The organism is Amycolatopsis sp. NPDC051903 (genome assembly GCF_044452505.1).
In the GTDB taxonomy this organism is placed as follows: Bacteria; Actinomycetota; Actinomycetes; order Mycobacteriales; family Pseudonocardiaceae; genus Amycolatopsis.
This window is the reverse complement of sequence record NZ_JBITBT010000001.1, coordinates 411,824-427,704: the sequence shown is the minus strand read 5'-3', so window position 1 is coordinate 427,704 and position 15,881 is coordinate 411,824. Positions and strand designations below refer to the sequence as shown.

The following is a 15,881-nucleotide window of genomic DNA, read 5'->3' as shown; positions in this document are numbered from 1 at the left end:
AGGCTTTTGGTGGCCCGGGACCAACCGCACCTCAGGGGCACCGTGACGGCGGGCGACCACGGTGCCCCTCCCAGCGCGACGGTCAATCACAACGCGACCACACTTGGAAATGTCGGAGAGGCGGATCAGTGCACGACGTCGTCCACCGAGGGCGACTCGTTGCGGGACAGGTTGATGCCGAGGTTCGCCGCGGCGCGCTCGAGGTCCTCGTCGTCGGAGTCGCGCATCTCGATCGCCGCACCGTCGCTGGAGAGCACCTCGACGTTGAGGCACAGCGACTGGAGCTCCTTGAGGAGCACCTTGAACGACTCCGGGATGCCCGGCTCGGGGATGTTCTCCCCCTTCACGATCGCCTCGTACACCTTCACACGGCCGACCACGTCGTCCGACTTGATCGTGAGCAGCTCCTGCAGCGTGTAAGCCGCGCCGTAGGCCTGCATCGCCCAGCACTCCATCTCACCGAAGCGCTGGCCACCGAACTGCGCCTTACCACCCAGCGGCTGCTGCGTGATCATCGAGTACGGGCCGGTGGAGCGGGCGTGGATCTTGTCGTCGACCAGGTGGTGCAGCTTCAGGATGTACATGTAGCCGACGGACACCGGGTACGGGTACGGCTCGCCGGAGCGGCCGTCGAACAGCGTGGCCTTGCCGTTCTCCTTGACCATGCGCTCGCCGTCGCGGTTCGGCTTGGTCGAGCCGAGCAGCCCGGTGAGCTCCTCTTCCTTCGCGCCGTCGAACACCGGGGTCGCGGTGTTCGTGTTGGGCGCGACGTCGCGGAGCTCGTCGGAGAGGTTCTTCGCCCACTCCGGGTCGCCCTCGATCGTCCAGCCCTGCGACGCCAGCCAGCCCAGGTGCAGCTCGAGGATCTGGCCGATGTTCATCCGTCGCGGCACACCGTGGGTGTTCAGGATGATGTCGACCGGGGTGCCGTCCTCCATGAACGGCATGTCCTCGGCCGGCAGGATCTTGCCGATGACACCCTTGTTGCCGTGCCGGCCGGCGAGCTTGTCGCCCGGCTGGATCTTGCGCTTCTGGGCCACGTAGACGCGGACCAGCTCGTTGACGCCCGGGGGCAGCTCGTCGTCGTCCTCGCGCGAGAACACGCGGATGCCGATGACCTTGCCGGTCTCGCCGTGCGGCACCTTCAGTGAGGTGTCGCGGACCTCGCGGGCCTTCTCACCGAAGATCGCGCGGAGCAGGCGCTCCTCCGGGGTCAGCTCCGTCTCGCCCTTCGGCGTGACCTTGCCGACCAGGATGTCGCCGTCGCGGACCTCGGCACCGATGCGGATGATGCCGCGCTCGTCGAGGTCGGCCAGGACCTCCTCGGAGACGTTCGGGATGTCCCGGGTGATCTCCTCGGCGCCCAGCTTGGTGTCGCGGGCGTCGATCTCGTGCTCCTCGATGTGGATCGACGTGAGCACGTCGTCCTGCACCAGGCGCTCGGAGAGGATGATCGCGTCCTCGTAGTTGTGGCCCTCCCACGGCATGACCGCCACGAGCAGGTTCTTGCCGAGCGCCATCTCACCGTTCTCGGTGGACGGGCCGTCGGCGATGACCTGGCCCTTTTCGACCCGGTCACCCTCGTTGACGATCGGGCGGTGGTTGAAGCACGTGCCGTGGTTGGAGCGGCGGAACTTGTACAGTCCGTAGCTCTTCCGCGTGCCGTCGTCGTGCATGATCGTGATGATGTCCGCGGACAGCTCCTCGACCACGCCGGCCTGCTCGGCCACGAGGACGTCACCGGCGTCGACGGCGGCGCGCAGCTCCACACCCGTGCCCACGTACGGGGCCTGGTTGCGCAGCAGCGGCACGGCCTGGCGCTGCATGTTCGCGCCCATCAGCGCGCGGTTCGCGTCGTCGTGCTCGAGGAACGGGATCATCGCGGTGGCGACGGAGACCATCTGCCGCGGCGACACGTCCATGTAGTCGATCTCGAGCGGGTCGATCAGCTCGACCTCACCGCCCTTGCGGCGACCCAGGACCTTGTCTTCCTCGAAGTGACCGTCGTCGGTCAGCGGCGCGTTGGCCTGCGCCTTGACGTAGCGGTCTTCCTCGTCGGCGGTCAGGTAGTCGACCTGGTCGGTGACCTGGCCCTCGACGACCTTCCGGTACGGCGTCTCGATGAAGCCGAACGGGTTGACCCGCGCGTAGGAGCACAGCGAGCCGATCAGGCCGATGTTCGGGCCTTCCGGCGTCTCGATCGGGCACATGCGGCCGTAGTGCGACGGGTGGACGTCGCGGACCTCCATGCCGGCGCGTTCACGCGACAGACCACCGGGGCCCAGCGCCGAGAGGCGGCGCTTGTGGGTCAGGCCCGACAGCGGGTTGTTCTGGTCCATGAACTGCGACAGCTGCGAGGTGCCGAAGAACTCCTTGATCGCCGCGCCGATCGGGCGGATGTTGATCAGGGTCTGCGGCGTGATCGCCTCGACGTCCTGCGTCGTCATGCGCTCGCGCACGACGCGCTCGGTGCGGGAGAGGCCGACCCGGATCTGGTTCTGGATCAGCTCACCCACCGTGCGCAGGCGGCGGTTGCCGAAGTGGTCGATGTCGTCGGTCTCGACGGGCACCTCGACGTTCGAGACGCTCGTCATCTTGTCCTCGCCCGCGTGGAGGCGGACCAGGTACTCGATGGCCGAGACGATGTCCTCTTCGGTCAGCGTGCCGGTGTCGTACGGCGTGTCGAGACCGAGCTTCTTGTTGACCTTGTAGCGGCCGACCTTGGCCAGGTCGTAGCGCTTCGGCTTGAAGAACAGGTTCTCCAGCAGCGTCTGCGCGCTCTCCTTCGTGGGCGGCTCGCCCGGACGGAGCTTGCGGTAGATGTCGAGCAGCGCCTCGTCGGTGCCGGCGGTGTGGTCCTTCTCGAGGGTGGCCAGCAGCGTCTCCGAGAAGTGGAAACGCTCGCGGATCGCCTCGGTCGTCCAGCCGAGCGCCTTCAGCAGCACGGTGACCGGCTGGCGGCGCTTGCGGTCGATGCGGACGCCGACGGTGTCGCGCTTGTCGACGTCGAACTCGAGCCACGCACCGCGGCTCGGGATCACGCGCACGCTGAAGACGTCCTTGTCGGTCGTCTTGTCGACGCTGCTGTCGAAGTACACACCCGGAGAACGCACGAGCTGGGACACGACGACCCGCTCGGTGCCGTTGATGATGAAGGTGCCCTTGTCGGTCATCACCGGGAAGTCACCCAGGAAGACCGTCTGGCTCTTGATCTCGCCGGTGTTGTTGTTGACGAACTCGGCGGTGACGAACAGCGGCGCCGCGTAGGTCATGTCCTTGTCCTTGCACTCCTCGATCGAGGCCTTGACCTCGTCGAAGCGCGGAGCGGAGAAGGACAGCGACATGGAACCGGAGAAGTCCTCGATCGGGGAGATCTCGTTGAGGACCTCTTCCAGGCCGCCGACCGGGTTCTCTTCACCTTCGTTGACGCGGCGCTCGAACCACGCCTCGTCGCCGGTGAACCACTGGAACGACTGGATCTGCACGTCCAGCAGGTTGGGGGTGGAAAGGGGTTCGCGAATCTTTGCGAAGGAGACCCGCGTGGGCGCTCCGGGAATACCCGTGGACTCCGAGCGGGATACAGCCGAGGTGGTCGCAGCAGTGGCCTGGTTCGCGGGAGAGACTGCCAAGATGCGTCCTTCCGGGGACAATGAGCGGTGAGCAGCCGCGATGGCAACAGCTGTCGCGGACTGTCAGGGGTGCCGTGTGCCCACTATCCTAACTACCGGCTCCGGGCAGCCTGAAAGAGGGCAGCGCAAAGAGGCAGTCTAGCCCGAACGACGCGGTCTGTCCAGGGGGCGCTCCCGACGGGGCCCAGCCTGCTACGCGGCGCTTCAGCAATGCCTCCCGGTTCCCCCCGGGTTCGCGTCCCTCCCGCAAGGTCCGCAGTCCCCGGCCGTCACCGTTGGCAGTAAGCCTGAACCCACGAAGGCCTCCAGTCAAGATGCCACACGGGGGTCCCGCCGGTTGGCTCAGCGTCGAGCAGGGGGTGCGGAGTGTGACAAGCGGGATGATCATCCCAGTTACCGGTCGGTACCTGCGGAAACCGGACGCTTTGGCTGGTGCGGGGCGGGTGAACGGTGTTCCCAAACGGTGTTCTGCGTCACTGATCGAGGGGTCCTGTGGTGGATTTCTCCGGGTGAGGTGGGGGGCGGGGAGGGTGGTTGAGGGGTTCGGTTGGGGTGAGGGCTGCAGATGGGTGAGTGGTGTGGACGTTGGTGGGTGAGTGGTGTGGACGTCGTGGTGTGGGTGGGGTTGGTGAGGTTGACGCCGGCGGTGTTGGCCGGCGGTGGGGTGGCGGTTGGTGGGGTCGTGCGCGGCCGGTTGGGGCAGCGACGCGGGTTTGTGTGCTGGTCGGTGGGGTGGCGCGCAGCCGGTTGGGGCAGCGCCGCGGGTTTGTGTGCTGATTGGTGGGGCCGCGTGCAGCCGGTTGGGGCAGCGCCGCAGGTTTGTGTGCTGGTCGGTGGGGTCACGCCCAGCCGGTTGCGTCCGCGCCGCAGGTTTGTGTGCTGATCGGCGGGGTCACGCCCAGCCGGTTGCGTCCGCGCCGCAGGTTTGCGTACTGATCGGCGGGGTCACGCCCAGCCGGTTGCGTCACCGCCGCAGGTTTGCGTACTGATGGTTCGGCGAGGGTCGGTGGGTCGGCGAGCGCGGCCAGCGCGAGGTCCCGTGCGCCGGCGGTTCGGTGCGGTCGGGTCAGCGAGCTACTGAGTTCGCGTGCCGACCCTTTGGTCTGCAGCCGGGTCGGCAGGTCGGCGAGCTGGCCGCCCGAGCTCACCACTCCAGCCGATGCGGCGGTACCGGTCGCGGCCGGCACCGCCGCCGAACCGTCGGCACGCGAGCCCTGGCGCCCCGCCGATCCTCGCCGAACCGCGTGCAGACGAACCGCCACGACGCGAACCCTCGCGCTGGACGATCCGCCGACCCGCCAAACCGCCTGAAGGCGGAACGGCCAGCACGCGAACCCCTTGAGACGCAGCGTGTTCGAGTACATTCGCGGGTCCGGCGGGGCTTGGTTCGCGGGCTCGGCGGGCCAGGTGGGCTCGGCGAAGTTCGCCGGTGACTGGGTGCCGCTGGCATCGACCGGCCAGCAGGAAACCGACGGCCGGACCGATGTCAAATCAGTTTCAGCACTTGTACACAGGTCACCCGTCCGAGAGCAGGGTTGTCCACAGATTCCGCTTCGGACGTTTTTCGAGGTCAGGGACCGATAGACTGGGACGGGGACGCCCCCCTGGAGGAGGGCGGGGGGCTGCGCTGCGGCCGGGGCGTGTGCCGAAACGGGAACAACGCCACCCGGAGTCGTTCGGCGGCTGATGGATCCAGCCGGGGCGAGCCGCGGCGCGCGGGGTCGCCACGTGAGCTTGGAGCGGGCCCGGGAGCGCGGAACATTCGCTCGGGCTGGATCGAGGTGCTCGGCCGGAGGCTGAACGAACACCGCGCCGGCAATCCTGGGCGGGAAGAGACGGGCGAGCACGAAAGCTACGGACCGCGCACGACAACATCGGGCGAGGTGGGTCCGACGGGTCCCCGAGGCGGTACGTCCGGGCAGACAAATCCGGCGGAGAGGCGATTGTGTGTCCACCTCGCGGGAATGTCCGGGTTTCGTGAATTCCCCACCGCTAAAATCGGATCCGATCCTGGGGTTGCCGGGGTGGGGCGGCCGCGTGCGGGAGCGCGGTGGGCTCGCCGGCCCGGTGACCGTGTCGAACGTCGGAGGCAACGCTGGCCATGGCCGCACCCGAAGAATCCGCTGTGGGACGCGCCGCGCACGTGTTCGGGCCGTTGGGTCCGCTGGCGGACCTGGTGGTCGAACGGTTGCTGGTCGGGGACCGCGTGGCGGCGTCGAAGTTCGGCAGCGGGAAAGCCGTCGACGACCCGGCGCGCGAGGAGCAGGAGCTGGCCGCGGTGCGGACGCGCGCGTTCGCGCTCGGGCTGGACCCGGAGCGCACGGCGGGGTTCTTCCGGGACCAGATCACGGCGAGCAAGGTCGTGCAGCGCGGGCTGCTCGACCGCTGGGCCGAGAACCCCGAACAGGCCCCCGCGACCAGCCCGGACCTCGCCGAGATCCGGGCCGAGCTGGACGTGCTGACGACGTCGCTGCTGAACGAACTCGTCGCCACCGACGCGGTGCGCCGCGTGGAGGTGCTGCGGGCCGAGATCTCGGCCGACGTCGTCGACCACCTCGACGAACTGCACCGCGACGCGCTGAAGACCGCGCTGCAGTCGATCCGCTGAGCGCTACTTCGACGGCGGCGGCGAAGCGGGCGCCGACGAGGCCGGGGCCTTCGCGGCCGGCGCCGGCGCGGCCTTGTAGGTGTCGAGGTCGGTGATCTTCCACGTGTCGCCCTGGAGCTGGGCGTCGACGTGCAGCTGGGCGGAGCCGGCGGTCGTCTGCTTGGTGTCGGCGCGCGTCGAGGTCTGGTCGACGAACACCATCACGCGCGCGAGGTCCCCGTTGAGCAGGATGACGGCGCTGCGCGAGACCTTGCAGGTCACCACCATCTTCTGCTGCGGCGCCAAGCGCTTCACCTCGCCCATGAGCGCGTTGTACTTCGCCTTGACGTCGTCGTTGGCCAGCAGATTGCTGGCCGCGTCCTCGGTCTTCTTGATGTTGTTGTAGTCGTAGGAGAACAGGGCCTCGGTGGCTTTCGAGACCTGGTCCTTGACCTGCGCGGTCTTCGCGACGTCGAGCAGCGCGGTGTTGCTCGTGCTGTCGGACACCGAGTCGTACTGCAGTTTGAAGATCACGGCGCCGGTGGCGAACACGAGGCCGACCACGAGCAGCACCACGGTCAGCGCGACCGTGCGGTCCTTCCCGTTCTTCGCCGTCACCCACGGCGGATCCGCGAAGGACGTGCCGGCCGCCTCCTGCTCGGCCTCCTCGACGTCGACCGGCTTCGCCCGGCCCGAGTCCCGGTGCTTGCGGCGCGGGGCCTGCCGGACGGGCGCCTCATCTGCGACGTCCGCCGAATCCTCGACGGCCTCGCCGGTCAACGCGTCGACCTCGGCAGCCGCCTCTTCGACCGGCTCAGACTCCTCCGCCAGTCCCTTCGACCGGCTGATCCCGACATTCGCCGGGAACCGGATCTCCTGCGTGACCTCGGCCGGGTCCGCGCTGGTCAGCGGGCCTGTCCGGGGCACCGGACGCGAGCGGTGCTTGGCCGGGGACGCGGGGCGTTCCGCGGGCGCTGTCCGTTCCGCGGACGCGGGTGCTTCGTCCGCGCTCGACGGCTTGCGCAGCCCGGCGACCCGCGGCCGGCGGGCCTGCGGGGTGCTGCTGCGGGGCGGCTGACGGCGGGAGGGGGGCACTGGGGAACTCCGTTCTGCGGTGAAACCGGTGAAGCTACTGGCCGGCGGCGACGAGGGGCACGTTGTCGATGCCGGACAGCTTCCAGACGTTCCCGACGCGGGTCATCGAGACCTCCAGCCGCAGCGCCTTCGACGAGGTCTGCGTGCCCTGGGTGACGTCGGTGGTGATCGCGGCGAGGAAGCTCGCCTTGCCCTCGTGGTCGTCGAGCTCTTCGACCGCGATGTCCTGCACCGTGGTCGTGACCTTGGTCTTCGCGTCGGTCAGCGCCTTGCCGTAGGTCGGCTTCAGCTGATCGATCTGCTTGGCCATGTCGTCGTCGGACACGGACTTCTGGCGGGCGAACACATCGTCGAGGTGCTGGTAGTCGACCTCGGTGTAGGCCTTGACCGCGTCGGCGCCAGCCTGCGCGACCGCGTCGCGCGACCGAGCCAGGTCGGCGTTGTCGCCGGTGCCCGCGACCCACCACATGATGCCGAACACCACCGCGACCACGAAGGCCGCGAGGGCGAACGCGCCTGCCCCGAAGAGCCACCCGCGCGGCGAGCCCGGGAGGGTCCGCTTGGGCGGCGAAGCGGCCGGCTCGGCGGGAACCGCGGCCGGCTCGGACGCCGAAGAGGTCACCTCTTCCTCGGCGGCCTGTTCGGAACTCATATCACTCCAGAGTAGGTAACGGTCATCAAATCCACGTCAGCCCGTGGCCCGCTCACGAACCGAGGCCGAGCAACGCTCCCAGGCTGTTCAACGAGACACCCGGGCTTCCGGCTACGCCCGGCACGGCCGCGTCCCGCATGTCCTGCAGTTCCTGGCCCGGCCGGCCCTTGTTGGCGTCCACGTCCGCCTGCGACGGCGCCACCGGCGCCCCGCCGTACGGCGCGTTCTGAGCACCGCGGACGTTGATCGGGCTGCCCTTGGGCTCGGCACAGTACACGTCGTCGTCCGCCGGCCGCGCGGACGTGTCCGCGCCCGTGCGGTACTGGCTGTAGGGGATGTAGCCCTTCGTGCAGGCCGGCGGGTTGAACAGGTTGAGCACGAGCCCGAGGTGCGCGGTGCCGTCACCGGGCGCCACACTGCCGGCCGCACCGGCGAGCGCCGGGTAGGTCACCAGGCCCTGTTCGATGCCGTCGAGGCGGGTCACGGTGACGTTGGCCGTGGTCAGCAGGTTCGCCGTCAGCGCGCCGAGACCCGGCCCGGTTTCGTTGACGACCTGGTCGATCTGCGTCGCGACCTGCGGCGTGATGCCGATGAGCTTGCGCAGGTCGCCGTCGGAGCTCTTCAGCGTGCCGGACAGCTCGTTGAGGTTCTTCGAGAAGTCCGCGAAGTTCGACGCCTCGTGGTTCTGCGTGTCCAGCGCCTGCCCGCCGGCGTCGAGCAGCTGCACGGTCTGCGGCAGGTACTGCTGCGCCGTGGTGGTGAAGCTGCGCGCGGTGTCGAGCAGCTTCTGCAGGTCGCCGCCGGTGCCGCGGAACGCGTCGTAGGACTGGTCGACGACGGTGCGCAGCGAGTCGGTGGGCACCGACGAGGCGAGCGAGTCCAAGTCGGCGAGCAGCGTGTCGGTGCTGATCGGCGTCTTCGTCTTCGCCGCCGGGATCACCGATCCGCCCTCGAGGTACGGGCCGTTGTCGTTCTTCGGCTGCAGGTCCACGTACTGCTCACCGACCGCCGAGCGGTTCGCGACGACGGCGCTGAGGTCCGCGGGCACGTGCGGCGCCGACGGGTCGATGTTCAGGTCCGCTTCGAGGCCCGTCTGGGTCAGGCGCAGCTGGCCGACGCGGCCGATGTTGAAGCCGCGGTAGGTGACCTCGGCGTTGGTGAAGATGCCGCCGGACTCGTTGAGCTCGAGCCGCACTGTGTACCCGCTGCTGCCGAACACCGAGCCGAGGCCGGCGAAGCGGATCAAGGCGTAGGCGATGAACACGACCGAGATGACCGCGAACGCCACGAGCTGGATCTTCGTCTTGCGCAGCAACATCAGCCCGCACCTCCCGAGAGGATCCCGAAGAGCCCGGACAGGCCACCCTGCGACGGCTGGCCGCCGCCCTGGCCACCGGTGGAGTTCGGCTGCGCGTTCGACCCCGACTGGCCCCCGAGCGGCAGCAGCGGCGGCTGGTCGCCCTGCGTACCGCCGGTCAGGCCCGGCACCGGCAGCAGGTTCGACAGCCCGTTCTGCCTGCTGCGCCCGAGGTTGTCGACGACGTCCTTCAGGTTCAGGTCGACCTTCGCGAAGAGGTTGAAGTAGTCACCCTTCACGTCGTCGTAGGCCTGGTCGGTGAACGGGAAGGTCAGCAGGATCTGCAGCGCCTGCGGCAGGTCGTTGCCCGCCTCGCCGAGCTTCTGCAGCGTCGGCGTGAGCGCCTTGAGGTCGGCCACGAGGTCCGCCTTGCTCTTGGTCACCGTGTCGGTGGCGACGCCGGAGAGGTTGTTGAGCGCGTTGAGCATGGTCACGAGCTGGCCCCGCTGCTGCTCCAGCACGCCGATGCCGGGCCCGAGGTTGTCGACGGCGCCGACCAGCTTGTCCTTCTGGTCCTTGAGCGTCATCGACAGCCGGTCGAGGCCGTCGAGCGCGCGCGTGATGTTGCGCGACTGCTCGTCGAGGTTCGACACGAGCTCGTTGGCGTTGTCCAGCAGCGCCTTGATGTCGGGCTCCTTGCCCGACGTCGCGTTGTTGAGCTCCTTGGTGATGGTGTTGAGCTGGTCGACACCACCGCCGTTGAGCAGCAGCGACAGCGCGCCGAGCACCTCTTCGACCTCGACGTCGCGGCCCGTGCGCGCCAGCGGAATCGTGGCGTTGTTCGCGAGCGTGCCCTGCGCCTGGCCGTCGCCGGGCGAGGAGAGCTCCACGTACTTCTCGCCGAGCAAGCTCGACTGCTTCACGTTGGCCAGCGCGTTGGCCGGGAGCTTGACGTCGCCGTTGACCTCCAGGGTGACCTCGGCGTGCCAGCCGTCGGGCGTCAGCCCGACGGACTCGACCTGGCCCACCGGCACCTCGTTGACCTTCACCCCCGCTTGCGGCACGAGGTCGAGCACGTCCTGGAACTGCACCTTGATCGTGTACGGGCGGCTGCCGAGGTCGGCGCCACCGGGCAGCGGCACGTCGTAGACGCCGGTGAACCCGCAGCCGGACAGCAGCAGCGCGGACGCCGTGGTGACGGCGCCGGCGGCGGCGAACTTCCTGAGGCGCTTCATCGGCTCAGCTCCCCGTCCCGTAGACCTGGCCCGCGAGCGGGAGCGGCAGCGGCGGCAGCTGGCCGTTGGACATGGCCTGCACCACCTCCGCCGTCGAGGGCAGCGGCACCAGGCCGTCGACCACGCCGGCGATCGAGTTGCACGTGTCGCCCAGCTGCTTGAGCGCGTCGGGCGTCTCCTTGAGCAGGTTGCAGATCATCACCAGCGGTGGCTGCGTCAGCTCGTTGAGGTTCGGTCGCGCGTCGAGCGTGCCCGAGGAACCGTTGTAGACGTTCACCAGGTTCGACAGCGCGACCGGCGCGACGTCGAGGATCTCCGAGAGCGCGCTGCGCTGGTCCACGAGCACCTTGGTCACGCTGGCCAGCTTGTCCACATTGGACTTCAACCGGCCGCGGTTCTGCTCGATGAAGCCCTGCACCGACTGCAGCGTGGTGCTGAGCTGCTGCACGGTCGCGGCGAGGTCGTCCTTCTCCCCCGCCAGGTAGCCGCTCACGTCGGCGAGCTGGCTCTCGAACTGGCGCACCTGGCCGTCGCTGTTCACCAGGGTCTGGGAGAACTGGCCGAGGTTCTGGACGGTCTGGAACAGGTCGTCCTTGTTGCCGGCGAGCGTGCCTGAGGCCTGCCCGAGCTTGGCGATCGTGTCGTGCAGGGCCTGGCCGTTGCCGTCGACGTTCTTCGCGGCGGTGTTGAGCAGGTCCGACAGCGACCCGTTCTTGTTGGCACCGTTGGGCCCGAGGTCCTGGCTGACCTTCGCGAGGCTCGCGGCGAGCTGGTCGACCTCGAGCGGCACCTCGGTGCGGTTGAGCGGGATCACGGCGCCGTCGGAGATCCGCGGCCCGCCGGTGTAGGCCGGCGCGAGCTGCACGTAGCGGTCGCTGACCAGCGACGGCGCGACGATCAGCGCCTTCGCGTCGGCGGGCACCGGCACCGAGCGGTCGTACTCGACGTCCACGCGGACCTGGTTGCCCATGGGCTGGACCTTGGTGACCGTGCCCATGTCGACGCCGAGCATCCGCACGCTGTTGCCCTCGTAGAGGCCGACAGCGCCGGAGAAGTACGCGGTGAGGTGGTTGCGCCCGGCGTCCTTGAGCGTCCACCAGATACCGCCTGCGACCACGAGGGCCAGCACGACGGCGATGGAGGCGCCCCGCAGGAGCGACTGACCGAACCGGGTGTCACTCATTTCGTGTTGCACCCCTCTTGGTTGATCGGTCCGACCGAGGGCAGCACCAGGCCGCAGATGTAGTTGTCGAACCAGTGCCCGGTGCCGATGGTGTTGGTGAACACGCGGACGAACGGGGCGAACTTGGCGATGCCCTGCGCCAGGGAGTCCTGGTTGCGCTGCAGCATCGAGGTGAGCTGGTCGAGCTGGGTCAGCACGGGGTCGAGCTGCTTGTCGTTGTCGTCGACGAGGCCCTGCAGCTGCGTGGCCAGCTCCTTGGAGCCCTGCAGCAGCGCGGTGATGGCCTGCTCGCGCTGGGAGATCTCGTCGAGCAGCTTGTTGCCGTCGGTGATCAGCTTCTGCACCTCGGCGTCGCGGTCGACGAGCGTCTGCGACACCTCGCGGGTGTTGGCCAGCAGGTTCGACAGCTGCGCGTCGCGCGAGGCGATCGTGTCCGACAGCTTCGACAGGCCCGACAACGCGCCCTTCACGTCCTGGGGCGTGTTGGCGAACGTCTGGGTGATCGTGTCGAAGCTCTTCGCCAGCTGGTTGGTGTCGATGTCGTCGACGGTCTGCGAGAGGCCGCGGAACGCGTCGAGCACGTCGTACGGGGACATCGTGCGGTCCCGCGGGATGGTCTGGCTCGGGTTGAGCGTGCCGACGCCCTGCGGGTCCAGCGACAGGTACTTCTGGCCCAGCAGCGTCTTGATCTTGATGGCCGCCGTGGTCTTGTCGCCGAGCCAGGCGTCCTTGACCTTGAAGGACACCTTGACGTTCGCGCCGTCGAGCTTGATCGCCGAGACCTTGCCGACCTTGACGCCGGCGATGCGCACGTCGTTGTCGGTCGTGAGGCCCGCGGCCTCCGAGAAGTCCGCGCTGTAGGTCGTGCCGCCGCCGATCACCGGCAGGTCGTCGGAGTTGAGGGCGGCGATGAAGCCGAGCACCAGCACCGCGAGGCCGATCAGCGCGATCGGGACCGGGTTGCGCTTCTGGAACGACTTCATCCGCTGCACCTCTCACGGTTGGACGGCAGCAGCGGCACGTCGATGGGCTTGTTGAGGACCGGCGGCAGCGACACGTTGCCGGTCATCTCGCACGCGTAGAAGTTGAACCACGAGCCGTAGTCCGCGGTCCGGGTCAGCGCGCTCACCTTCGTCGGCAGGAACTGGATGAAGTGTTCCAGCGTCGGCTCGTTCTTGTTGAGCTTCGTGGTCAGGTCGCCGAGCGCGCTGATGTCGTCCTTCAGCGGCTGGCGCGCGTCGCCGAGCAGACCGGCGGTGGTCTGGGCCAGGTTGCCGAGGCTGTCGATCGCGTCGCCGATCGGCTTGCGGTCCTGCGCCAGGCCCGACACGAGCTGCTGCAGCTTCACGATCAGGTCGCTCAGCTGCGGCGTGTGCGCGTTGACGGTGTCGAGCACGGAGTTGAGGTTGTCGATGACCTCGCCGATGACCTTGTCCTTGTCGGCGATCGTGGTGGCCAGCGAAGCGGTGTGCGACAGCAGGCTTTCGACGGTGCCGCCCTCGCCCTGCAGGACCTGGATGACCTCGTAGGAGAGCTTGTTGACGTCGTCGGGGTTGAGCGCGGTGAACAGCGGCTTGAACCCGTTGAACAGCTCGGTCAGGTCCAGCGCCGGCGTGGTGCGTTCGAGCGGGATCGTGCCGCCGGGCTTGAGCATCTGGCCCGAGGTGTCGGTGCCCTCGCCGAGCGAGAGGTAGCGCTGGCCGACGAGGTTGCGGAACTTGATCTGCGCGGTCACGCCCGCGGGCAGCCGGCGGCCGGAGTCGACCTCGAAGTCCACCTGCGCCTGGCGCTTGTCGACGATCTTCACGTCCTTGACCGTGCCCACGCGGACGCCGGCGATGCGCACGTCGTCGCCGTTGAGCAGCAGCGTCGCGTCGGTGAAGCGCGCCGAGTACCCGTTGGTGCTGGTGGTGTTGATGTTCGCGATGCTGATGCCGAGGATCGCGGTGAACAACACCGTGATGACCACGAAGATCGACAGCTTGATCAGCGGAGCGGCGAGTCCCCTCACTTCACCGTCACCTCCGCGCCCCGGTAGAGCGGGCCGACGAGCAGCGAGCCCCAGCCGGGGAAGTCACCCTGCTGCATACCGACCTGCGGCCCGACGAGCTGGGCCAGGAAGTCGTTCTCCCCGGCCGTGTTCGCCGGGTTGCCGCCGCCGTCACCGCCGCCGTTGAAGCCACCGGCGTCGGCCGTGGAGTTGGCCGGGTTGAGCCCGGTGCTGTGCGAGTTCGGCGATGTGGTGTGCGTGGTGCCGTCCTTGAACGCGCCGTCCGGCGGCTCCTGCGGGAACGGGTTCGGCAGGTTCTTCAGGTCGTAGCAGCGCGGGCCGCGCTTGTCCTCGAAGCGCGGTTCGTCCTGCCCCGCCTTGTAGGGACCCCGGTTCACCGTCACCTCGATCGTCGCGTGCAGACCGGGCTGGTTCGTGCCCTTGCCCAGCGCCTTGTCGACGACCGGCACGAGCTTGGCCATCTGCCCGATCACGCACGGGTACTCCGGCGCGTACTTGGCGAGCAGCTCGGCCGTCGGCCGCGCGGTGTCGGCGAGGCTGATGATGTTCTGCGAGTTGGCTTCCAGGAACGACTGCAGGTCCTGCGACGCCGTCGTGAGGTTGCCGTAGAGGTTCGCCAGGTTCTGGCGCTCGTCGGCCACGGTGCGGGTGGTCGTGCTCAGGTTGTCGAGGCTCTGCACCAGATCCGGCGCGGACTGCCGCAGGTTGTCGGAGAACTCCGCGAGCGCCTTGAGGTTGTGCTGCAGCTCGGGCTCGTGCGGGTTCAGCTTGCCGAGGTAGTCGCCCAGCTGCGACAGCGTGTCGCCGAGCTGGGAGCCGCGGCCCTGCAGCGCAGTGGAGATCGCGGTCAGCGTGCTGGAGAGCTTCTGCGGCTGCACGGCCTGCAGCACCGGCAGCAGGTGCTGCAGCGCCTGCTCCAGCTCGATCGCGCTGGAGGTGCGGTCCTGCGGGATCACGTCGCCGTCGGTGAGCGTCTTCGCCGACGGGTCCTTCGGGATCTGCAGGGACACGTACCGCTCACCGAAGAGCGTCTTCGGCAGGAAGCGCGCGGAGACGTTTTCGGGGATCAGCTTCGTGTACTGGGGGTCGAGGTCGAGCGTGAGCTCGGCGCCGTCGTTCGTGGCGGAGATCGTCTTGACCGACCCGACGATCAGCCCTCGCACCTTCACGTCCGACTGCTCGAGCAGCTGGTTGCCGATGCTGTCGGCCTCGAGCTTCACGGTGACGAACTTGGTGAACGCCTTGTCGTACAACGCGATGCTCAGGGCCACACCTCCCACGAGCAGCGCCACGAGCAGCAGGCCCAGGAGCCTGCGCCGCAGTGTGGCCACCGGCCCACCCACCCCTCCTGCGATCATCCCGCAATCCTCACCGTGACGTCGGTTCCCCAGATGGCGAAACCGATGAAGAAGTTCACGATCGAAACCGTGACGATGGAAAGGCGAACCGCGCGGCCCACGGCCACGCCCACCCCGGCGGGCCCGCCGGAGGCGCGGTAGCCGAAGTAGCAGTGCGAAAGAATGATCAAGACGCTGAAGATCAGCACCTTGATGAACGAGTACAAGACGTCTTGCGGCGGTAGGAACAGGTCGAAGTAGTGGTCGTAGGTTCCCGCCGATTGGCCGTAGATGTAGATGACCACCAGCCGCGACGCGAGGTACGAGCTCAGCAGGCCGATGACGTAGAGCGGGATCACGGCCACGAACCCGGCGATGATCCGCGTGGTCACGAGGTACGGGAGGCTCGGCACGCCCATGACCTCGAGCGCGTCGATCTCCTCCGAGATCCGCATGGCGCCCAGCTGTGCGGTGAAGCCGGCGCCGACCGTGGCCGACAGCGCCAGGCCGGCCACGAGCGGCGCGATCTCGCGGGTGTTGAAGAAGGCCGTGAGGAAACCGGTGAACGCCGAGGTGCCGATGGAGTTCAGGGCCGAGTAGCCCTGCAGGCCCACGAGGACACCGGTGAACAGCGTCAGGCCGACCATCACGCCGACCGTGCCGCCGATGACCGCGAGCGAGCCGGAGCCGAAGCTGACCTCGGCGAGCAGGCGCAGGACTTCCTTCAGGTAGCGGCGCAGCGTGCGCGGCGTCCACAGCAGCGCGCGGCCGTAGAAGGACATCTGGTCGCCCAGCGTGTCCAGGGTCTCGAGCGGACGGTGGGCGACGCGCTTGGCACCCGCGATGAACGTCATG

12 protein-coding genes are annotated in these 15,881 nt (G+C 68.4%); 1 reads left to right on the top strand and 11 read right to left on the bottom strand.

The window, feature by feature from the left end; genetic code table 11:
- Positions 1-125: 125 nt before the first annotated feature.
- Positions 126-3,629, bottom strand: coding sequence for a DNA-directed RNA polymerase subunit beta (locus ACIA77_RS02180; RefSeq protein ID WP_395883913.1), 3,504 nt, complete (start codon positions 3,627-3,629; stop codon positions 126-128).
- Positions 3,630-4,468: 839 nt separating this feature from the next.
- Positions 4,469-4,993, bottom strand: a complete 525-nt coding sequence (locus tag ACIA77_RS02175) for a hypothetical protein (protein WP_395883912.1) — start codon at positions 4,991-4,993, stop codon at positions 4,469-4,471.
- Between the two features lie 737 nt (positions 4,994-5,730).
- Between ACIA77_RS02175 and aroQ the strand changes: the two genes are divergently transcribed.
- On the top strand, positions 5,731-6,237 hold the full coding sequence (gene aroQ / locus ACIA77_RS02170) for a gamma subclass chorismate mutase AroQ (protein WP_395883911.1): 507 nt from the start codon (positions 5,731-5,733) through the stop codon (positions 6,235-6,237).
- 3 nt (positions 6,238-6,240) lie between these two features.
- Here the strand turns inward: aroQ and ACIA77_RS02165 are convergent, their stop codons facing one another.
- From ACIA77_RS02165 to ACIA77_RS02125, 9 genes are read right to left on the bottom strand one after another with little or no spacing between them, the layout of a single operon-like run.
- Positions 6,241-7,311, bottom strand: coding sequence for a hypothetical protein (locus ACIA77_RS02165; protein ID WP_395883910.1), 1,071 nt, complete (start codon positions 7,309-7,311; stop codon positions 6,241-6,243).
- A 34-nt stretch (positions 7,312-7,345) separates the two neighbouring features.
- Entirely contained in the window at positions 7,346-7,963 is a 618-nt protein-coding gene (locus tag ACIA77_RS02160; RefSeq protein ID WP_395883909.1) for a hypothetical protein, read from the bottom strand.
- A gap of 52 nt (positions 7,964-8,015) precedes the next feature.
- Complete coding sequence (locus ACIA77_RS02155) at positions 8,016-9,281, bottom strand: MlaD family protein (protein WP_395883908.1); 1,266 nt, start codon at positions 9,279-9,281, stop codon at positions 8,016-8,018.
- Positions 9,281-10,495: an MCE family protein gene (locus ACIA77_RS02150; protein WP_395883907.1), complete on the bottom strand. Its 1,215-nt coding sequence runs from the start codon at positions 10,493-10,495 to the stop codon at positions 9,281-9,283. Before ACIA77_RS02150 ends, ACIA77_RS02155 begins: the two co-directional genes overlap by 1 nt.
- A gap of 4 nt (positions 10,496-10,499) precedes the next feature.
- Positions 10,500-11,678 (bottom strand): MCE family protein, encoded by a 1,179-nt coding sequence (locus ACIA77_RS02145; RefSeq protein WP_395883906.1) that lies wholly within the window; start codon positions 11,676-11,678, stop codon positions 10,500-10,502.
- Positions 11,675-12,661, bottom strand: a complete 987-nt coding sequence (locus ACIA77_RS02140; RefSeq protein WP_395883905.1) for an MCE family protein — start codon at positions 12,659-12,661, stop codon at positions 11,675-11,677. Before ACIA77_RS02140 ends, ACIA77_RS02145 begins: the two co-directional genes overlap by 4 nt.
- Positions 12,658-13,689, bottom strand: coding sequence for an MCE family protein (locus ACIA77_RS02135; protein ID WP_395883903.1), 1,032 nt, complete (start codon positions 13,687-13,689; stop codon positions 12,658-12,660). Before ACIA77_RS02135 ends, ACIA77_RS02140 begins: the two co-directional genes overlap by 4 nt.
- Positions 13,686-15,047, bottom strand: coding sequence for an MCE family protein (locus ACIA77_RS02130; protein WP_395883902.1), 1,362 nt, complete (start codon positions 15,045-15,047; stop codon positions 13,686-13,688). The genes ACIA77_RS02135 and ACIA77_RS02130 overlap by 4 nt, the downstream gene beginning before the upstream one ends.
- Entirely contained in the window at positions 15,044-15,880 is an 837-nt protein-coding gene (locus ACIA77_RS02125) for an ABC transporter permease (RefSeq protein WP_204091725.1), read from the bottom strand. The genes ACIA77_RS02130 and ACIA77_RS02125 overlap by 4 nt, the downstream gene beginning before the upstream one ends.
- Position 15,881 lies beyond the last annotated feature (1 nt).